Source organism: Pseudoalteromonas gelatinilytica, from assembly GCF_001641615.1.
Classification (GTDB): Bacteria; Pseudomonadota; Gammaproteobacteria; order Enterobacterales; family Alteromonadaceae; genus Pseudoalteromonas; species Pseudoalteromonas gelatinilytica.
In genome coordinates, this window is the sequence record NZ_LRRU01000004.1 from 70,907 (window position 1) to 91,752 (window position 20,846).

A 20,846-nucleotide genomic window follows, 5' to 3' on the forward strand; every position below is an offset into this window, starting at 1 on the left:
TCGTTGAGCTTAAAACAAAAACCCGCCAATTGGCGGGTTTTTTAATTCTTTAACTTAGGCCTAAATTATAGGTCGCCTTCGTTTTCAGAAAGGAATTTAGCAACACCTGCAGGGCTTGCGTCCATACCTTTTTTACCTTCAGTCCAACCAGCTGGACATACTTCACCGTGCTCGCTGTGGAACGCTAGTGCATCAACCATGCGAAGCATTTCGTCGATGTTACGGCCTAGAGGAAGGTCGTTAACTACTTGGTGACGTACGTTACCTTCTTCGTCGATTAGGAAAGAACCACGGAAAGCAACACCAGCTTCTGGGTGCTCAACGTCGTATGCTTGACAGATTTCGTGTTTAACGTCTGCAACTAGTGCATATTTAACTTGACCAATACCACCGTCAGCAACGGCAGTGTTACGCCATGCATTGTGTGAGAATTGTGAATCGATAGAAACACCGATTACTTCAACGCCACGCTTTTGGAACTCTTCAAAACGTTTGTCGAAAGCGATTAGCTCAGAAGGACATACGAAAGTGAAGTCTAACGGGTAAAAGAAGATAACTGCTTTTTTACCTTTGATAGTTTCTTTTAGGTTGAAGTTTTCAACGATTTCACCGTTACCAAGAACAGCTGCTGCAGTAAAGTCTGGTGCCTGACGGCCAACTAATACACCCATTTTTATCTCCAAATATTTGAGTTTATTTCCAATTGCCTATGCAATACTCACTTAGATATGGTTACTAAATAGCAAAAACCAAGAGTAAGCATTGATAATTTGCAAGATAGTTTAATGAGGTTACAGACAAATGAACAATCGAAAAAAGCGATATGCTCAATCGGAAAAATTGATTCGTAACCATATTGAGCGATTCCCAAAATAGAACAGTAGCCAATAGCTGCAAAATCAGCGGCTAAAATCTGATAAAATATGCATGACGCGAATCACTAGGTAGAAAAATGAAAGTCCTGATCACTGGTTCAGCAGGTCGTGTTGGACGTGCAATCTATATTAAATTAATGACAAGTTATGATGTGGTTGGTTTAGATAAAACCCCCTGCTCCACTGCTGATTATGTGGGGGATATACGTGATCATGATTTAATTAAACAAGCGCTAGATGGCGTAGATGTGATAATACACACAGCTGCTTTACATGCCCCACATGTTGGCTTGCACTCTGATGATAATTTTTACACTATAAATGTGGACGCGACCGAACAACTTGCACTGTTAGGAATAGAAGCTGGTGTAAAACAGTTTATTTTTACCAGCACCACAGCGCTTTATGGTTCAGCATCCACACCATTAGGTAAAACTGGCTGGATAACCGAACAAGTTATACCAAAGCCAAAATCTATTTATCATAAAACTAAAATTGCCGCAGAAGCCAAACTTGAGGCGATTTCAATAAAGCACACATTGCCTATCACGGTTTTACAAATGTCTCGCTGCTTTCCTGAACCTGCCGATATTATGGCGCTATTTCGCAATAGTAGAGGTATAGACGCGCGTGATGTTGCTCATGCACATTTATGTGCGATTGAGAAAAAACTCAATGGTTTTAATCGCTTCATCATTTCCGGCGTTACGCCCTATTCAAAAGAAGATTGCCAGCAAATATATAGGCAAGCAGATAAACTCATTGCAGAACGGATCCCTACTTTAGCAGGTGCTTTCAAGCAGCGAGGCTGGCCATTACCAACTAGTTTGGACCGAGTATACGATTCAACTAAAGCGCAGCAGCAACTAGGCTGGTACCCCAAACATGATTTTAACAGTGTTTTAGCGATGCTTGATGATGAAAGCGCTGAAGTGCTTCCGGTGCTTAAAAATAACTAAAACAAAAAACCCAGCTTTCGCTGGGTTCTTAAAATAATAGATCAATATTAGACACTTAGTCCATGATATCTTCCGGCATGTCACCACGGATCTGCTGCCAGATTTCACCTGTTTGATGACCGTATTTACGCATCATAGAAATCGCACCGTCATGTTCACGGCGCTCTGCCAATTCAGTTAAATCTTTATAAAACTGACGTGCTAATTCACGTGTACGTGAATCAGAGAAGTAATGGCAGCCAATTTTTGAATAGAAGCCTTTAAAGCCATTTAAGATAAGCACGTAAATGCGGTTATTACCTGCGACAGCCAATTCGTGATGAACTTTATAATCGTAATCAGCAAATGCTTGAGCACTGTCTTCAAGCTCTTCACTTTGCGATAAAATTTCAATAACGCGCTCTGGCGCTAGCTTGATTGCTGCACGAGTGTAAATCGCGCTGATATTCGTACGTGCCGAAAGTAATTGATCAGTTAGCTCTGGCATTTTGTCTTCATCTAGACGTGCTAGCGTTTCTAGAATATTAAGACCTGAAGTTTCCCAGAAGTTATTTACCCGAGTTGGTTTACCATGTTGGATTGTTAACCAACCGTCACGGGCTAGACGCTGAAGTACTTCACGTAACGTTGTACGTGTGACACCAATCAGTTCTGACAATTCACGTTCAGCAGGAAGAATTGAGCCAGGCGGAAAGTCACCATTCCAAATAGATTCAACAATGTATTCTTCAGCAAAACCTGCTGGGCTTTTCGCTTTAAAAATTCTCATTCAATTTCCACTTGAGTTAGCAACTACTTTTACCGCCTTTGGCGATCAACCCACTGATTGTACCAGATGATCAGCAACTAACAAGTAAACTAACTCTGGTGTGCATAAAAATCTAGAAGATCTAGGTAAATAAATGACCTTTTGGCTTAAAAGCGCACCAAACAACAATACTTTAGATATACTAAAATATTAAACAGTATCTATTTACAGCTAGAAACATCTGCATTAATTTAGCATTAATAATAAAGCTCAACCTTGGGGTACATCAATGCAACAAAGCATTTTGACAGCAATATTTAAGAATTTTTTGGGTACAGCGCCACAATGGTATAAATACACCATTGTTGCTTTTTTACTGATTAACCCTATTTTATTTCAACTTAATCCCTATGTTGCTGGCTGGGTGCTAGTTTTAGAGTTTATATTCACATTAGCAATGGCACTGAAATGCTACCCTCTGCAACCAGGAGGCTTGTTAGCAATAGAGGCGTTGTTTATTGGGATGACGACCGCCGGCCAAGTTGAACATGAAATAGTTCAAAATATCGATGTAATTCTGCTACTTATCTTTATGGTTGCAGGCATTTACTTTATGAAAGATTTACTCTTGTATATCTTTACAAAGCTTGTTGTCTCGGTGCGTAGTAAAACCGTGTTATCACTGTCGTTCACCATTTCAGCCGCATTTTTATCTGCTTTCTTAGATGCGTTAACGGTAATGGCTGTGGTCATTGCGGTCGCAATGGGTTTTTACAGCATTTATCATAAGGTGGCATCTGGTAAAGACTCAAACAGTGAGCATGATATTAATGATGACAACCAAGTGCGCCCAGTAAACCGTCAAGAACTTGAAGAGTTCCGTGCTTTTCTACGTAACTTATTAATGCATGCATCAATCGGTACAGCTTTAGGTGGTGTATGTACTATGGTGGGTGAGCCACAAAATTTAATCATTGCTGAGCGTGCTGGCTGGTTATTCGGCGAATTTTTCTTCCGTATGCTGCCAATCACATTGCCTGTGATGATTGCCGGTATTGCTACAACCTTTTTACTCGAAAAGACTAAAGCATTTGGTTATGGTGCAAAACTACCTGCACCAATTCACACGATTTTAGCTGATCACGCTAAAAAGCTTGAGAAAAAACGCACTACACGCGATAAAGTGAACTTAGCTATTCAAGCTTTTATTGCTGTTTGGTTGATCATTGGTCTGGCCCTTCACTTGGCAACAGTTGGTTTAATTGGTTTATCTGTAATTATTTTTGCAACAGCCAGTGCCGGTATCATTGAAGAGCATCAGCTTGGTAAAGCATTTGAAGAAGCCTTGCCATTCACAGCCTTACTGTGCGTATTCTTCTCGATTGTTGCGGTGATTATCGACCAACATTTATTCACGCCTGTAATATCTTGGGTTCTGACCTTTGAGGGTCAGCTACAACTGGTGATGTTCTTTATAGCCAACGGTATTCTGTCGATGGTCAGCGATAACGTTTTCGTCGGCACTGTGTATATCAATGAAGTAGCTGCTGCATTACAGGCAGGTCAAATTACTCGTGATCAGTTTGATTTGTTAGCTGTAGCAATCAATACCGGTACCAACCTGCCAAGTGTTGCCACCCCAAATGGACAAGCTGCGTTCTTATTCTTGCTTACATCAACGTTAGCCCCTGTGTTAAGGCTATCTTATGGCCGCATGGTTTACATGGCGCTACCTTATACCATCGTGTTGACGATTGTCGGTTTAAGTATGACTTTATTCAGCCTTTCAGACATGACGGACTTGCTGTATCAATGGGGCTTAATTAACCACCACACAGGTGCGTTACCCGGCTCAGTAAGTGGACACTAGATTGGTGAGACTCAAGAGAATTTGAAATAATAAAAAGCCCGCTTAGTTGCGGGCTTTTTTATCGATTAGCACTATTTAATCGAGTACCTTTGCGTCATTTGCTTTGTTGAGTAAGCTGCGGCTTTGCGTTAAGAAATGTGCTGTCGCATCTGAGAAGTATTCTTTCGCATCAGCAAAGGCTGCAATCAATGATGCTTTATCCCCTGCTTTAAGCTTTTCGAGCGTTTCAGCAAAGGTTTCTTGGTAATTAGCCAGTAGTGACTCTACATCATCGAATTGTGCCAGCATAATGTCAGAGTAAAGCTCAGGTGACTGGGCAAATAAGCGCCCTACCATCATTAACTCGAGCTGATATATAGGTGATGAACAGCTACGAAGCTCTGCGAGTGTATGACTTTGCTTTGCAAGAAACTGCCCGTATACAAAAGTCGTTAAGTGGCGCATTACCTGAATGATCTGCATTGCTTCATCATGTTTTTTAGCATCCATTTCAACAACTTGACAGCCCCACACCTGTAATTGTGCCAATAAACCTTGCGCTACTTCATGATTGCGTCCCTCACAGACAACGACCGTTTGCTTAACCCAATGCGAAATATCTGGACCAAACATGGGGTGTAATCCCACGACAGGACCGCTATGAGCTGCCATAAGTGCTTTTAAAGGCTTTTGTTTAACCGAGGTAATATCAACTAACAAACAATCATCATCAAGCGTCGGTAATGCGGCAACAACTTGCTCAAGCGCATTAATTGGCACACTAACAAGAACTAATTTAGCCCCTTTTAATATCGCTTCACTTTGTGCTTGTTGTGCTTTATCTAAAATACGAACTTCATAACCAGAACGCTTAAACTGCTGAGCAAATAACTGGCCCATTGCCCCTTCACCACCAACAATCACTATCGGCGATAACTGAGGTGCAGCACAAGCAAGGCTACCTTGCTGATTTTGATATGCTTCACGCATCATACGGCGAAGTATATCTTCCACTAACTCAGGATTAACCCCTTGAGCGACAGCTTCTTGTCGACGAGCAGCAAGTAAATCTGCCTCACGATCAGGTGCATGTAATGGTGCGCCAATTTGTTGTTTAATTGCCCCAATTTTTTCTGTTATACCATTACGTTTAGCCAGTAATGCCACCAATTGCGCATCACATTCATCTATTCCAGCTCTTAAATCAGCTAGATCATTCACTGTTACCACGTTATTACACCTCAAACCCTAAAAACGTAAATTTATATATACGAAAAAGTAAAGCTTTCAATACGAATTATAGTAACAGGATAAAGACTGAAGTACAAAGGGCTAGCAAGATACAACACTAATGTACCGGCTGCTAATCAATAACAAAATGATTTATACCAATTCGCTTAATAAAGTGGTCTATTTTGAGGCAATAAAACCTCGTTGATAACAAGGCAAAAATTTCGTTATTTAGTTGTTCTAAATCAGAAATTTTTAACGCAGGTAGCGACAGGTTTAATCCCTCAAAATGATTAAGTATTATTGCGGATTGGTATTATATAGAATGCTGCAAAGACGAAGTGTTTACAGAGATGCTATAGAGAAGGGAGTGATGAGAAATTTTCGCTTTAAAAACCAAAACGGGTTGCAACCAGAGGCTGCAACCCGTTTTATTTTGCGTAGTAAAAACGCGCGTATTAGTTAAGTTTCTCTTTAATACGTGCAGATTTACCAGAACGCTCACGTAGATAGTAAAGTTTCGCACGGCGAACAGCACCGCGACGTTTAACTGAGATACTATCGATAAGAGGGCTGTGCGTTTGGAATACACGCTCAACACCTTCACCGCTCGAAATTTTACGAACTGTGAATGCTGAGTGAAGACCACGATTACGCTTAGCGATTACAACACCTTCAAAGGCCTGTAGACGCTCTTTCTCGCCTTCTTTAACACGTACCTGTACAACTACTGTATCACCAGCGCCGAATGCTGGTACGTCTGATTTAAGCTGCTCTTCTTCAAGCGCTTTAATAATGTTTTGGTTTACTTTTGCCATTATATTTCTCACTTTCCTAGGTGTAACTGTCTTCTAGCCACAAGCTTGTTGGTACTCTTGCTTGAATTCTGCAAGTAGTGCCGCTTGCTCCTCAGTCAGAGCTAGGTTATGCAACAAGTCAGGACGACGAAGCCAAGTTCGACCAAGTGATTGCTTTAAGCGCCACTTAGCGATTTCTTGGTGGTTTCCACTGAGTAATACAGCAGGCACCTGTTTATCATCCAATGTCTCTGGCCGTGTATAGTGTGGACAATCAAGCAATCCATCCGAAAATGAATCTTGCTCTGCTGACTGATTGTGACCTAACACACCTGGAACTAATCGTGCTACTGCATCAATTAGCGTCATAGCGGGTAATTCACCACCACTCAGAATAAAATCTCCAATTGACCATTCTTCGTCAACGTATGATTCTATGATTCTCTCATCTATACCTTCATAGCGACCGGCAATTAGAATCAACTTTTCTGATTGTGCAAGCTCAGTTGCACCTTGCTGATCTAATTTGCGCCCTTGCGGGGACATATAAATTACTTTAGCGCCATCACCTGCCGCCTTTTTAGCGTCAAGGATAGCTTGTTTCAATGGTTCAACCATCATTAACATGCCAGGACCGCCCCCGTAAGGACGATCGTCCACAGTTCTATGCTTATCAGTCGCATAGTCACGTGGATTCCAGCAGTTAAAGTCGATTAGACCATTTTTAACTGCGCGACCAGTAACACCTTGGGTGGTAATCGCATCAAACATGTCCGGGAAAAGGCTAATAACCCCAACCCATAGTGAACTCGTTTGTGACATTAAAACCCTGGGTCCCAGTCTACGGTAATTTCTCTCGCATCATGCTTAACTTCTTTGATAACAGAATCTGTTAAGAAAGGAATTAAACGTTCTGCTTGGCCAAATGCATCTTTTTTGTTTGCTTTCACAACCAAAACGTCATTTGACCCTGTCTCCATTAGGTCATCAACAATACCTAAGTCATAACCTTTATCGGTTACAACAGACATGCCGATGAGATCTCGCCAATAGAATTCACCTTGCGGTAATTCTGGTAGCTGCGCTGCATCTACTGAGATTTCTACATTGGTCAAAGCCATTGCTTCGTCTCGGTCGTTTACTTGCGCAACTTTAGCGATAAAGCCTTTGTTGTGGCGACGCCAGTCGACCACTTCTAAGGTCTGCCATTTACCTTGTTGCCCTATCAACCATGGGCTGAAATCGAAGATCCCTTCGGGATCATCAGTAAATGAATGCACCTTAAGCCAGCCCTTTATACCATATGGGGCACCGAGCTTTCCTACTGTAATAATCGAGGTGTTCTCTTGACTCATGGTTACACTTACGCCTATTAAGCCGCTTTACGAGCGTCTTTAACTAACTTAGCTACGCGATCTGTAAGAGATGCGCCTTGACCTACCCAGTGATCAACACGAGATAAATCTAAACGTACTTTTTCTTCCTGACCTGCAGCGATAGGGTTAAAGAAACCTACTTTCTCGATGAAGCGACCGTCACGCGAGAAACGGCTATCCGCAACCACAATTTGATAGAAAGGGCGTTTTTTAGCGCCACCACGTTGCAAACGAATAGTTACCATACCGTCCTCTACATAGATTGACTGTTTTCATTAATAAGATTTACTCCCCAATATGGGAAGCCGGGGAATTGTACGAGTTTTTTGTAATATTGCAAGTAAGAACTGCGGCAAAATGTAAGTTAAGTTGATTAAACACTGATCTGAGCGTTAGATATTACATCAGCGTAACAATTATGCATAATTTATCCATTAAAAAAGGAGCGACTTGCTCCTTTTTTAATGAAAGCATGAATGCTTAGAACTTAGGACCGCCGCCTAGCATTCCCGGCGGAAGCATTCCTTTCATGCCGCGCATCATTTTCATCATGCCGCCTTTACCTTTCATCTTCTTCATCATCTTCTGCATTTGCGTAAACTGTTTAAGCAGTTTATTGATTTCTTGCACCTGTGTACCAGAACCTGCAGCAATACGTTTTTTACGAGAACCTTTGATGATTTCAGGGCGAGCACGCTCTTTTGGTGTCATAGAGCTAATGATTGCTTCCATTTGTACAAAAGTTTTATCACTCATTTGGCCTTTAACAGCATCAGGAAGGTTTTGCATGCCCGGTAACTTATCAAGCATCGACATCATACCGCCCATGTTTTTCATCTGACGAAGTTGCTCAGCAAAATCTTCTAATGTAAAACCATCACCTTTAAATACTTTCTCTGCAACTTTAGCCGCTTTCTCTTTATCGACTTTCATTTCGACTTCTTCGATTAATGAAAGTACGTCACCCATGCCTAGGATCCGCGAAGCGATACGGTCTGGATGGAATGGTTCAAGTGCATCAGTGCGCTCACCCACACCCATAAATTTAATTGGCTTACCAGTAATGTGACGAATTGATAATGCAGCACCACCACGGGCGTCACCATCAGTCTTGGTTAAGATCACACCACTTAGCGGCAGCGCTTCGTCAAATGCTTTTGCGGTGTTTGCAGCATCTTGACCTGTCATCGCATCAACGACGAATAAAGTTTCGATTGGATTAATTGCACTATGTAGTGCTTTAATTTCATCCATCATGTCGCTATCAACGTGTAGACGACCTGCGGTATCGACTAGCACCACATCAATAAATTTCTTCTTCGCATGTGAAATAGCATTCGTCGCAATATCGACTGGCTTTTGTGAGATGTCACTTGGGAAGAACTCAACACCCACTTCACTCGCAAGTGTTTCTAGCTGTTTAATTGCCGCAGGACGGTAAACGTCGGCACTCACAACTAATACAGATTTCTTTTTACGCTCTTTTAAGAATTTAGCTAATTTACCAACACTGGTGGTTTTACCCGCACCTTGTAAACCCGCCATCATCACTACCGCTGGCGGCTGTGCATTAAGGCTCAGTTCTTCATTTGCTTCACCCATGGCCTTTTCAAGTTCTTCACGAACAATCTTAATAAAGACTTGACCTGGGCTTAAGCTTTTCGTTACTTCAACACCAACTGCGCGCTCTTTAACTTGCTTAACAAACTCACGAACAACAGGTAAGGCAACGTCCGCTTCCAAAAATGCCATGCGGACTTCGCGTAATGTATCTTTTATATTGTCTTCAGTTAGGCGTCCGCGGCCACTGATATTTTTTAAGGTTTTACCTAAGCGTTCTTGGAGATTCTCAAACATGTAAAGGTTCCGATAAAACGTGTTTCACCTGCAATGTACATAAAACAGACAAGTTTGACGACCATACAGGCAATATTAAAATTTAATTCCTAGCAGTATACCGTAAATGGTGGTCGACAATACAGTGTTCAAGTGCGCTGTTTGAGTTTCTTTTTACAAACTCTATGCTTTTTCCTTGCTATAAAATACAATGGCATCAAAGAGACAAGGATTTATCGATATAAATTAAGTGGCCAAAACACGATGATTATTAGTTTAACTATTATTGCTAGTTTGTTTTATGTGTTAGCAACGTCGCATGTGCTTTCACGTCTTTTCCACAAACAAGGTCCAAGCCAAAAACTCACGGTGATACTCAGCACTGTGGCTATCCTTGCTCATATGTTATTGCTGGTTAATTCTGTATTTCGTGCTGACGGACAAGATTTGAGTATCGTCAACGTTGCACTATTAACCTGTTGGGTCATTGTGGTCTCCGTGACGGCAGTATCCCTTAAATTCCCTGCTACATTATTATTGCCCGTAGTTTATGGCTTTGCAGCCATACTAACTTTAGCCAGTTTATTTATACCGCATCATGTGATTTTACATTCAATCGATGTCGAACTTGGCTTAGTCACTCATATTTCGTTATCGCTGTTGGCCTATTGTGTATTGATCATATCAACACTCTACGCCGTGCAGTTCTACTTTATTGATAAGCGTTTAAAACGCAAAGACTTGGCAATTGTACACAGCCACTTACCTCCTTTAATGGTGGTTGAGCGTCAGCTTTATCAATTACTCACACTCGGCACTATCTTGCTCACTTTTGCACTTCTTTCTGGATTTATCTTTTTAGAAGGTATGTTTGCGAGTGAATTTATTCATAAGACTGTTTTATCGTTAATTGCATGGCTGATTTTCACGGTTGTTACTGTGGGACATTTGCGTCAAGGCTGGCGTGGTAAGCCTGTGGTGTTTTCGATCATGATAGCCGCTTTTATCTTATCACTTGCTTATTTTGGCAGCCGTTTCATCCAAGAAGTGATTCTAAATAAGTTTTAACTTGACTCAGCAAGCTGTCTCTAGCTTAATATGCACTGATTTATAAAAAAAGGATCCATCGTTGGACGACATATCGACTAGTTCCCTGTTTATTATACTGGGATTATTGATACTTATTTCTGCTTATTTTTCTGGTTCTGAAACTGGAATTATGTCAATTAACCGTATTCGCTTGCGCCATCTTGCTAAAGAAGATCATCGTGCCGCGAAACGTGTCAGCAAACTTTTAAGTCGCCCTGACAGACTCATTGGTCTGATCTTGATTGGTAACAACTTAGTTAATATCGCTGCAGCACAGGTTGCGACGATTATTGGTATTCGCCTATATGGTGATCTCGGTATTGCCATTGCAACCGGCGCACTTACCTTAGTGGTTTTAATCTTTGCCGAAGTAACGCCAAAGACACTGGCAGCGCTTTATCCAGAAAAGGTCGCTTTCCCAAGCTCAATTGTATTAAAAGGCCTTTTGAAAATTCTTTTCCCATTTGTGCTTGTCGTAAACTGGATGACCAACGGCATGTTACGCTTATTTGGTATCACAACAGCACAAATTGAAGAGCACAGCTTAAGTAAAGAAGAATTAAAAACAGTGGTAAATGAATCAGGTGCACTATTACCTGCTCGCCACCAAAGCATGCTGACTTCAATTTTAGATTTAGAACAAGTTACCGTTGAAGATATCATGATCCCGCGTAACGAAATTGTTGCTATTGATATCAATGATGATTGGAAACTTATTAGTCGCCAGCTTACACATGCACAACATACTCGCGTACTATTGTATCGTGACCAAATAGATGATGCTGTTGGCTTTATTCACTCACGTGATGCATTACGCCTATTAACGAAAGAGCAGTTCGATAAACCATCACTACTGCGTGCTGTACGTGAAATTTACTTCATTCCTGAAGGTACATCATTGAACACGCAATTACTTAAGTTCCAGCAATCGAAAGAACGCATTGGCTTAGTGGTTGATGAATATGGTGATATTCAAGGTCTAGTAACGCTTGAAGATATCCTTGAAGAAGTTGTTGGTGACTTTACGACAACACAATCACGCACACCAAGTGAAGAAGTGACAGAGCAAGATGATGGTTCAGTGCTTGTCGATGGGGGTGCAAACATTCGCGACCTAAACAAAGAAATGGGTTGGGAATTACCAATCGATGGTCCAAAAACCCTCAGTGGCTTAATCGTTGAGTACTTGGAAGATATTCCAGATACCAACTTAAGTTTACGAATTGCGGGTTACCCAATCGAAGTGTTAGAAATAAAAGAAAACATGGTGAAACTGGTTAAAGTTATTCCAAGTAAACGTACAGAATAACCGTTAACAGTTCCGGCATTAAATTAGAAAAAGGAGTAGCTAGCTACTCCTTTTTTGTTACTGACAAATCGAAAATATCTGAAAATTCGTATTTCTCCACGCAAGCCACACACAACAGCCTTATTCGTCTACTATTATTTCTTTTGCATATACATTGATATAACAAGGAATGAAAATGGACGAAATATCAATCGAAAAAATCTATAACCAAGCTATCGAATTGCTGATGCTTTACGGGCCAAAGTTTATCCTCGCAATCCTAGTTTTAATTATAGGTTGGTGGTTAATTGGTAGAATTGCCAATATGGCCGAAAAATCAATGAATAAGGTCAAGTTCGAAGTTGGCCTTACGCACTTTTTAGTTTCCTTTATCTCAGTCATTCTAAAAGTACTGTTACTGATATCTGTCGCGTCGATGATTGGTATAGAAACAACCTCGTTTATAGCTATGCTGGGTGCAGCAGGCCTAGCAGTGGGCATGGCTCTTCAAGGCAGCTTAGCTAACTTTGCAGGTGGCGTGCTTATCTTGTTCTTTAAGCCTTTTAAAGTCGGCGATGTTATCGAAGCACAAGGCTACATGGGTAAAGTGGTTGAGATACAAATTTTTGTCACTGTTTTACTCACCTACGACAACGAAAAAATTATTATCCCAAATGGCACGCTATCAAATGGCTGCGTTAAAAATAAGTTTGCAGAGCCAACTCACCGCGTTGCTATCGAATTTGGTATCAGTTACGGCGATGATGTGCATAAAGCCCGTGACGTGCTAATGAGCGTGCTTGATGATTATGATTTGGTATTAAAAGACATTGAAGATAAAAAACCGACAGTCCATGTTAGTCAACATGGTGAAAGCCATATTGGTATGTTGGTATGGGCGTGGGTTGAGTCAGATAACTACTGGCCGGTGTATTTTGGCTTATACGAACGCGTTAAAATTGCCTTTGACGCCGCTGATATCACGATTCCATTCCCGCAAAGGGATGTCCATATTCACCAGTTTCCTGGTAAATAGCTAGTAAAAAGCCCGCTAATTGAAGCGGGCTTTCTATTTAGTCATTAACTAAATAAACGTTGGAACCAGTTTTTATCTAAATCGGCTTCACACTTTTTAAGTTGTGCACCATAACGACTAGCTCGATGCTTTACTTTATTTGCCACATTCATCAGCCATTTTTTGCTTTTATAGGTGCCCCGTTTATAGCCACCCCACCCTTCATGGTAGTTTAGGTACTGAGCGTAGGCATCCCATTTAGATACCCCATTTACTTTATGTGTTTTGTAAACAAACCACGCCATAAAGTCGATAGCATCGTCAAAATCGTCCCTATCTGCACCACTGTTACCAGTTTCACGGATGTAATCTGACCACGTTGGTGTTTTTGCTTGTGAATAACCATAGGCAGAGCTTGCACGACCGATTGGGATAACCCATAAGAAATATTCCATTGGCGGCGCTGCATCATGACGAAATGAGCTTTCTTGATACATCATGCTCATAAGCACATGTTTAGGTGAGCCCCACTTTTCTTGTGCATCACGTGCATCGTAATACCAATCAGGCTTTTCTTCAAAAATCTTACATATATCATGAGGTTGCTCTGGCGGAGCGGTTGCACAACCAGCCAGTGATGCGGCCAGCGATAAAATAATTATACTTTTTTTCATTTTTTTATGGATCTCGCTGAACTTTTTCTTATCAGGTCAGTCTGAACTTATGAATGCAGCAGTATAGCATTGTTTCATCCCTGAAGAATCTTTGACGCAGCCTCCTTAGGCTGCGTTTTTTTATGCCTCACCTTACTAAGCTTTAGCAAAATAGTCATCTAAAAATGCAGTAAAAGACACACTGTCAGCCGCTTTCACTTCACGTTCTTTAAGTACAGAGTCAGATGCCTGTTTGGTTAAAAAAGCATGATCATAAAATTGATATTCAGCATCAAGATGATTTTGTTTATATTGCTCTGCAAGTGCTAACGCGAAATGCCCATTATCTTGATTTTTACTTGCCAGTGCTCCGACATATCTGCCAGAGAAAGTTTTACTAGGGCTGTTTACCCAGGTTGCAAGCTCAGCAATGGTTTCGCTGTAATAGCTCACGCCGTATGCACTATCCATGTAACGCGCAACGGCTGTTAAATCATTAAAAATTGCCCCAGCCCAGTCCGTCAAACGAACCTTGTTGCCTTGTTTGTTGAGGGTTAACTCTGGATTTCGACCTTCATTAACAACGGCATCAAGGTTAGTTGTGCTTAACTTTTGTTCTTGCCAATCCATTTCTGGAGAGTCGTTCAATAAGCAATATGTTAAGAATACGTCTAAGAAGCGAATTTGCTGTAAATCGATACCGGTTTCACTGAATGGGTTTACATCAAGCGCACGAACTTCAATGTACTCTATACCGCCACGCAGTAATGCATCTGTCGGGGTTTCGCCCGATGCAGCATTTCGTTTAGGACGAATTGGAGAATAAAATTCGTTTTCGATTTGCAGAATATTTTTGTTTAACTGTTTTGGCTCTGCGCTCGTGTAATCGTCAATATGGCTGTAGATATCAGATGAGGTATGAATCGCTTCTTTTAAACCTGCTACGTATTCTTCTAATGAATTATACATAACACGTAGAGACGATTGTGCGCTGTTGGTATAGCCTAAATTACCAAGACGAAGTGCAGTCCCTACTTCTAAATAAAGCGTGCCTTTACCTAGCTTTTTAAAAGGTAAGTCAGTTTCACGGCCTTGCAAGAAAGAGTTACACAATGCTGGCGATGCACCAAACAAAAAGCTGATCAACCAAAGTTCGCGCTTAAAGTTGCGGATAAGACCCAAATAGCCACTTGAAATAGAATCAGCGAGTGTTCCTTCACTGCCATTTAAGCTATACAGGCTTTGCCATAAGCTCTCAGGAAATGAAATATTAAAATGCACACCGGCAATCGCTTGCATCATGCTGCCATAGCGATTTTTCAAACCCTCACGGTAAAGTGTTTTCATGCGGCCGATATTTGAATCACCAAATTGCGCCAATACAATATCATCTTGGTGTTCAATAAAGCATGGCATACTGATAGGCCATAGCAGCTCATCGCCCATATGAGAAAGCGTGAACTTTTGCAGGTCTTTAAGCTGAGCGAGGGTTTGCTCTGCTGAGGTACTAACCGGTGTAATAAATTCTAAAAGCGATTCAGAAAAATCGGTGGTGACGTGATCATTTGTTAAAGCACTACCCACGCCTTGTGGATGGCCTTGTTGTGAAATAACACCACTTGGTTTGATCCTTAAAGCTTCTCGCTCGATACCACGTTTAATCCCATTAATTGCGTTAGGAAATTGTGCCGTTAACGCTTCTAGCGTTTTATTTAAATCATGTTTTATCAAAAATGCTTCCTCGAGCCGCGTGGCTGTAATCCTAAGTGTATGGGGGCAAAAAATAATTACTCAAGAGCGAAAAATCAGTTTCATTCAGTACCTATACACTTGAAGCTCAATCTTGCCATTGTGGATGCTATTATACAATTGCTTTGGTGGCACTTCATTGATGCTAAAATCATGAAAAATACAATTTAGGCTTATTTCTTGAGGATATTAGACCTTTTAACTAATATAAAAGACTGAGGCTAAACATAATAATTCAGGCAAGATATTGTTTTAGATCAAAGGGAAGATGAAATTATTAAAAGTTTCACCGTTAACCATATGTTCCCCCTTCCCTTACATTTTTCTGAGACTATAATCCGCACACCATAAAAAAGTATATTTCGAGGACTCATATGCGTCGTGGGCAAGAAATCATCAATCAAGAAGTGACATACTCCGAAAAACAGGAGTTGGTCTCTACCACAGATTTACGCGGTGTAATCACATACGTAAATAAGGAATTTTGTACTATTGCGGGTTATACCGAAGAAGAGTTACTCGGAAAAAATCATAATATTGTACGCCATCCAGATATGCCTAAAGCGGCATTTAAAGAGATGTGGGATAAATTAAAGCAGGGTCACTCATGGCGTGGCATGGTAAAAAATCTCTGTAAAGATGGTCGCTACTATTGGGTCGATGCGTTCGTTACGCCTATTTATGAACATGGCCAATTAGTTGGCTATCAATCAGTACGTACCAAACCATCTGAGCAATTAAAAACCCGTGCGATGGCACTGTACACTAAAATTAATGATGGAAAATCTATCTCATCATTTCGTGAGAATATTTCGCTCAGACAATTATTGTCTGCGATTTTATTGGTTGCTGGCGTGGTTGGATTAGCGCTAACTACCTCGTGGATGGTTACCTTAGCTAGCTGCGCCCTTGTCGTCCTGCTTTTTGCTTTAAATTATGACGAACTCGTTGTTACACCAAACCATTTAAAGCAGCAACGTGCTGAATTTGATTCTGTCTCACGTTACGTCTATTGCGGTTCACACCCTTTCAGTATTGCTGCCTACAATCAGCAAATGCTGTTTGCTAAGCTCAGAACTGTATTAGGTCGTGTGAAAGACTCTACGTACTCGTTTAAAGATATCGCCACTAACTTAGACAAACAATCGTCATTGACAGAACAAGGTATTGCGGCACAAGGACAACGGTTGAGTGACATTGCTACAGCAATGACACAAATGAGTGCGACTATTGGTGAGATTTCTGCAAATACACATCACACTGCTGATAAGGTTAAAACAACTTATCAAAGCTGTAACGATATCAAACTGCATATTGAAGATAACAGCAGTATGGTGTCTGATCTGGCTAACCAAGTTGAACAAGCAGCAAGCACCGCGAATTCTCTTGCTAGCGAAGCAGACAAAATTGGCCAAGTAATGAGTGAGATTGAAGGCATTGCCGAACAAACAAACTTATTAGCACTGAATGCCGCCATTGAAGCAGCACGTGCAGGTGAACATGGCCGAGGCTTTGCGGTTGTAGCAGATGAAGTACGTGCACTTTCTTCACGCACTCAAAATGCGACAGCACAAATTCATAGCTCGATTAAAGAGATTCAAGATACATTATTTAGCTGGTCTAAAGTTATGCAATCAACAAAAGAGCAAGCAGACTCGTGTGTTGATACCACCGCCCATACACAAACTGAGCTTGCGAGCATTTTTGCACAGATCAATGAAATATCAGGTCTTGCCACTGAGATATCAACAGCTGCTGAGGAACAACAAGTTGTCAGCGCCGATATTCGTGAAAATGTTGAAAGTATCAGAGGTCATAGCGAAGAAAACTTAAAGCATAGTTACAACGTAGCGAAAGATGCAGCGGGACTTGTTGAAGGCTCACGCAAAGTAAACGATATGCTATTAACCTTTAAAGTTTAAAGCTGATTAATACAAAAAAGCCGCATCATTACCGATGCGGCTTTTTGTTTTTAATACTAATTATCGACTAGAGAAAACGAGACCATTCTCGTCAGCATCAATATGGATGATAGCACCCGGTTGATAATCCCCACCAAGTAAGCGCTGTGCTAATGGGTTTTCAATGGTATGTTGAATAGCACGTTTTAAAGGCCTTGCCCCATAGACTGGATCAAAACCACTTTCAGCGATGCGATTTAGCGCTGCATCCGTTACTTCAAGAATGTAGCCTTTTTCCGTTAATCGCTCACGTAACTTACTTAACTGAATATCAGCAATTTCTTTAATGTGCTCATTAGCAAGCGGATGGAATACCACGGTTTCGTCGATACGGTTAATAAACTCAGGGCGGAACTGGCTCACCAATACACCCATCACTTTTTCTTTTAACCCAGCATAATCATTTGAACCCGCTTGCTCTTGGATAATATCTGAACCCAAGTTAGAGGTCATAATGATCACCGTATTTTTAAAATCAACGGTACGCCCCTGCCCATCCGTTAAACGGCCATCATCGAGAACTTGCAGTAAGATGTTAAATACATCAGGATGCGCTTTTTCGACTTCATCCAATAAAATGACTGAATATGGACGACGGCGTACAGCTTCAGTTAAATAGCCACCTTCTTCATAGCCAACATAACCCGGAGGCGCACCCACTAAACGTGCCACTGAGTGTTTCTCCATAAACTCCGACATATCAATGCGCACCATGGCATCTTCGGTGTCAAACATAAAGCTGGCTAATGCTTTTGTCAGCTCAGTTTTACCCACCCCTGTCGGGCCTAAAAATAAGAATGAACCGATTGGACGATTAGGATCAGCAAGTCCTGCGCGAGAGCGACGTATTGCATTCGCAACAGCCACAACGGCTTCATCTTGACCAATCACTTTGTGGTGTAATTGATCTTCCATTTGCAGTAACTTTTCACGCTCACCTTGCAGCATTTTCGATACCGGGATACCTGTCCAGCGCGATAGAATTTCCGCTATTTCGTCTTCACCTACTTGGTTTTTAAGCAAACTCATTTCTTGCATTTCAGCTTGTGAAGCAAGGTCAAGTTTGCGCTCAAGTTCAGGGATACGACCATATTGCAGCTCAGACATACGTTGTAAGTCGCTGGCACGACGTGCCACCTCCAAATCAAGACGCGCCTGTTCAAGCTCAGCTTTAATTACTTGCGTGCCTTGCAATGAGGCCTTCTCGGCATTCCACACTTCGTCTAGCTCGCGGTATTGCGCTTCAAGTTCAGTGATCAGTTCTTGCATTTCGGTGCGGCGCTTTTGACTCGCTTCGTCTTTTTCTTTCGCCAATGCATTGTCTTCCAGTTTTAACTGAATAATACGACGCTCAAGCTTGTCTAAAGACTCTGGTTTTGAGTCGATTTGCAAACGAATTGAAGAACCCGCTTCATCAATTAAATCAATTGCCTTGTCTGGTAATTGGCGATCGCTAATGTAACGGTGCGACAACTGCGCCGCGGCAACAATAGCCGGATCGGTAATATCAACTGAGTGATGTAGCTCGTAACGCTCTTTTAGGCCACGTAAAATCGCAATGGTGTCTTCAACCGATGGTTCATCAACAAACACCTTTTGGAAGCGACGCTCAAGTGCCGCATCTTTTTCAATGTATTGACGATACTCATCAAGTGTTGTGGCACCCACGCAATGTAACTCACCACGAGCAAGTGCAGGCTTTAACATATTACCCGCATCCATTGCGCCATCTGTTTTACCAGCGCCTACCATGGTATGGATTTCATCAATAAAGAGGATGACTTGGCCTTCTTCTTTAGCAAGTTCATTCAAAACTGATTTTAAACGCTCTTCAAATTCACCACGGTATTTAGCACCGGCAACCAACGCACCTAAATCGAGCGATAATACTCGCTTGTTTTTTAAGCCCTCAGGTACTTCACCATTGATAATTCGCTGCGCAAGGCCTTCGGCAATGGCTGTTTTACCTACGCCCGGCTCACCAATTAATACCGGATTATTTTTAGTACGGCGTTGTAATACTTGGATCGTACGACGAATTTCGTCATCACGGCCAATAACAGGGTCAAGCTTACCTTGCTCTGCTCGTTCAGTTAAATCGATGGTGAATTTTTTTAATGCCTGACGGGTTTCTTCAGCATTTGGGTCGTCAACCTTCTGACCACCACGAATAGCCTCAATAGCCGCTTCAATTTTGCTAGAAGTAATATTCAGCGCTTTAAAAATATCGCCTAATGGACCTTTATCGTCACACGCTGCAAGGACAAATAACTCACTCGAAATGAATTTATCTTTTCGCTTTTGAGCATACTTATCACACAAGTTAATTAACGAAATCAGGTTATTTGACAGCTGAACATCACCACCAATACCTTCAACTTTAAACAGTTTTTCGATTTCTTGGGATAACTTGGTGTTTAACTCATCAGCACTCACACCGGCTTGTGCAAGTAGTGCACGCACACTTGAACCATTTTGCTGAAGCAATGAATACATTAAATGCACAGGCTCAATAAATTGATGATCGCGCCCAAGTGCTAATGACTGCGCATCTGAAAGCGCAGATTGAAATTTACTTGTAAATCTATCTAAACGCATAAGGGTTTACCTATTAAAAAATCTAATTGCTTAATTAATGGGTATGCTTAGTGATTTGTTCAAGTAAAAGAAGAAAATTTAATCGAAAAAAAGGCGTATTAATTGCGCCAGATCAAGCTCGCCATACGGCCTGTTTGTCCATCGCGTCGATAAGAGAAAAACTTTGATTTATCAGTGACGGTACAGTGCTCACCACCGTGTATTTTGACCACGCCTAATTGTGCCAATTGCTGGCGTGCTAGTAAGTAGATATCAGCCAAGTATTTTTCATGTTTAGCTGTAAAGGCTTGTTGATGCAGTGGGTTTTGCGAACAAAAACAGTCTTTTACTTCTTGCCCGACTTCAAATTGCGAAGGACCAATAGCAGGGCCTAACCAAGCAATAATATCGCTCGCTGGCGCTTGAAAATGCGAAACTGTGTTTGCCACTATACCTTGTGCTAAACCACGCCAGCCACCATGTACAGCGGCGACTTCATCGCCTACACTCGAACAAAGTAGTACCGGCAAACAGTCTGCAGTCATTATAGCAAGCGGCTGCTTTACTAAACGGGTGTAGAGTGCATCAGCAGAGCGCACGAGACTTAAATCAGACTCTTCATCAATCACGACTACATCGCTGCTATGTGTTTGGTTTAACCACACAGCAGGGTTTGGCAGCTGATTTGTAAGTAACGCGCGATTTGCAAGCACGGCTTGCTCATCATCACCAACATGTAAACCCACATTAAAACTATCAAAGGGTGCAACTGATACACCGCCCTTTCGGGTCGTACTCAGTGCACTAACAGTGTTTGGGGCAGTCCATGCTGGTGTGATCATAA

General features: G+C 41.6%; 18 protein-coding genes. 6 read left to right on the forward strand and 12 right to left on the reverse strand.

The annotated features are described in order from the left end of the window. Positions 1 to 65: 65 nt before the first annotated feature. Positions 66 to 671, reverse strand: coding sequence for a peroxiredoxin C (locus tag NH153_RS01040; protein ID WP_063700129.1), 606 nt, complete (start codon positions 669 to 671; stop codon positions 66 to 68). A gap of 281 nt (positions 672 to 952) precedes the next feature. Here NH153_RS01040 and NH153_RS01045 point away from each other — a divergent pair, with 281 nt between their 5' ends. After that, entirely contained in the window at positions 953 to 1,834 is an 882-nt protein-coding gene (locus tag NH153_RS01045; RefSeq protein WP_063700131.1) for an NAD-dependent epimerase/dehydratase family protein, read from the forward strand. Between the two features lie 55 nt (positions 1,835 to 1,889). Here NH153_RS01045 and fadR read toward each other — a convergent pair whose 3' ends face one another. Further along, positions 1,890 to 2,603 (reverse strand): fatty acid metabolism transcriptional regulator FadR, encoded by a 714-nt coding sequence (gene fadR, locus NH153_RS01050; protein ID WP_054561887.1) that lies wholly within the window; start codon positions 2,601 to 2,603, stop codon positions 1,890 to 1,892. Between the two features lie 268 nt (positions 2,604 to 2,871). Between fadR and nhaB the strand changes: the two genes are divergently transcribed. Further along, entirely contained in the window at positions 2,872 to 4,452 is a 1,581-nt protein-coding gene (gene nhaB / locus NH153_RS01055) for a sodium/proton antiporter NhaB (RefSeq protein WP_063700133.1), read from the forward strand. 75 nt (positions 4,453 to 4,527) lie between these two features. Here the strand turns inward: nhaB and tyrA are convergent, their stop codons facing one another. The 6 genes from tyrA to ffh all read right to left on the reverse strand — a co-directional run bounded on the left by tyrA (position 4,528) and on the right by ffh (position 9,691). Then, a complete protein-coding gene (gene tyrA / locus NH153_RS01060) occupies positions 4,528 to 5,661 on the reverse strand; it encodes a bifunctional chorismate mutase/prephenate dehydrogenase (RefSeq protein ID WP_063700136.1) in 1,134 nt (377 codons plus the stop codon). A gap of 458 nt (positions 5,662 to 6,119) precedes the next feature. Continuing rightward, complete coding sequence (gene rplS / locus NH153_RS01065; protein ID WP_063700138.1) at positions 6,120 to 6,479, reverse strand: 50S ribosomal protein L19; 360 nt, start codon at positions 6,477 to 6,479, stop codon at positions 6,120 to 6,122. 33 nt (positions 6,480 to 6,512) lie between these two features. After that, complete coding sequence (trmD, locus tag NH153_RS01070) at positions 6,513 to 7,280, reverse strand: tRNA (guanosine(37)-N1)-methyltransferase TrmD (RefSeq protein WP_063700141.1); 768 nt, start codon at positions 7,278 to 7,280, stop codon at positions 6,513 to 6,515. After that, a complete protein-coding gene (rimM, locus tag NH153_RS01075) occupies positions 7,280 to 7,813 on the reverse strand; it encodes a ribosome maturation factor RimM (protein ID WP_063700143.1) in 534 nt (177 codons plus the stop codon). Before rimM ends, trmD begins: the two co-directional genes overlap by 1 nt. A 17-nt stretch (positions 7,814 to 7,830) precedes the next feature. Then, positions 7,831 to 8,079 carry a 30S ribosomal protein S16 gene (rpsP, locus tag NH153_RS01080; RefSeq protein ID WP_063700145.1) on the reverse strand — a complete coding sequence of 83 codons (249 nt, stop codon included), beginning with the start codon at positions 8,077 to 8,079 and terminating at the stop codon, positions 7,831 to 7,833. Positions 8,080 to 8,314: 235 nt separating this feature from the next. Then, on the reverse strand, positions 8,315 to 9,691 hold the full coding sequence (ffh, locus tag NH153_RS01085; RefSeq protein WP_063700147.1) for a signal recognition particle protein: 1,377 nt from the start codon (positions 9,689 to 9,691) through the stop codon (positions 8,315 to 8,317). A 243-nt stretch (positions 9,692 to 9,934) separates the two neighbouring features. Between ffh and NH153_RS01090 the strand changes: the two genes are divergently transcribed. The 3 genes from NH153_RS01090 to NH153_RS01100 all read left to right on the forward strand — a co-directional run bounded on the left by NH153_RS01090 (position 9,935) and on the right by NH153_RS01100 (position 13,083). After that, positions 9,935 to 10,738 (forward strand): cytochrome C assembly family protein, encoded by an 804-nt coding sequence (locus tag NH153_RS01090; protein WP_063700149.1) that lies wholly within the window; start codon positions 9,935 to 9,937, stop codon positions 10,736 to 10,738. A 61-nt stretch (positions 10,739 to 10,799) separates the two neighbouring features. Then, positions 10,800 to 12,068, forward strand: coding sequence for an HlyC/CorC family transporter (locus NH153_RS01095; protein ID WP_138625242.1), 1,269 nt, complete (start codon positions 10,800 to 10,802; stop codon positions 12,066 to 12,068). Positions 12,069 to 12,243: 175 nt separating this feature from the next. After that, positions 12,244 to 13,083 carry a mechanosensitive ion channel family protein gene (locus NH153_RS01100; protein WP_063700152.1) on the forward strand — a complete coding sequence of 280 codons (840 nt, stop codon included), beginning with the start codon at positions 12,244 to 12,246 and terminating at the stop codon, positions 13,081 to 13,083. A gap of 44 nt (positions 13,084 to 13,127) precedes the next feature. On the opposite strand, the gene NH153_RS01105 is transcribed toward NH153_RS01100, so the two are convergent. Both NH153_RS01105 and gshA read right to left on the reverse strand, forming a co-directional pair. Continuing rightward, the gene (locus NH153_RS01105; protein ID WP_063700155.1) at positions 13,128 to 13,736 is read right to left on the reverse strand and encodes a transglycosylase SLT domain-containing protein; all 609 of its coding nucleotides are present in this window, start codon (positions 13,734 to 13,736) and stop codon (positions 13,128 to 13,130) included. A 135-nt stretch (positions 13,737 to 13,871) separates the two neighbouring features. Beyond that, positions 13,872 to 15,446: a glutamate--cysteine ligase gene (gene gshA / locus NH153_RS01110; protein WP_063700157.1), complete on the reverse strand. Its 1,575-nt coding sequence runs from the start codon at positions 15,444 to 15,446 to the stop codon at positions 13,872 to 13,874. 392 nt (positions 15,447 to 15,838) lie between these two features. Between gshA and NH153_RS01120 the strand changes: the two genes are divergently transcribed. Then, positions 15,839 to 17,386 (forward strand): methyl-accepting chemotaxis protein, encoded by a 1,548-nt coding sequence (locus tag NH153_RS01120; RefSeq protein WP_063700162.1) that lies wholly within the window; start codon positions 15,839 to 15,841, stop codon positions 17,384 to 17,386. A 60-nt stretch (positions 17,387 to 17,446) separates the two neighbouring features. Here NH153_RS01120 and clpB read toward each other — a convergent pair whose 3' ends face one another. Together clpB and pgeF are read right to left on the reverse strand one after the other, a co-directional pair. Then, positions 17,447 to 20,023, reverse strand: coding sequence for an ATP-dependent chaperone ClpB (gene clpB, locus NH153_RS01125; protein WP_063700164.1), 2,577 nt, complete (start codon positions 20,021 to 20,023; stop codon positions 17,447 to 17,449). A gap of 98 nt (positions 20,024 to 20,121) precedes the next feature. Further along, a complete protein-coding gene (gene pgeF, locus NH153_RS01130; protein WP_063700167.1) occupies positions 20,122 to 20,844 on the reverse strand; it encodes a peptidoglycan editing factor PgeF in 723 nt (240 codons plus the stop codon). Between the last annotated feature and the right edge of the window lie 2 nt (positions 20,845 to 20,846).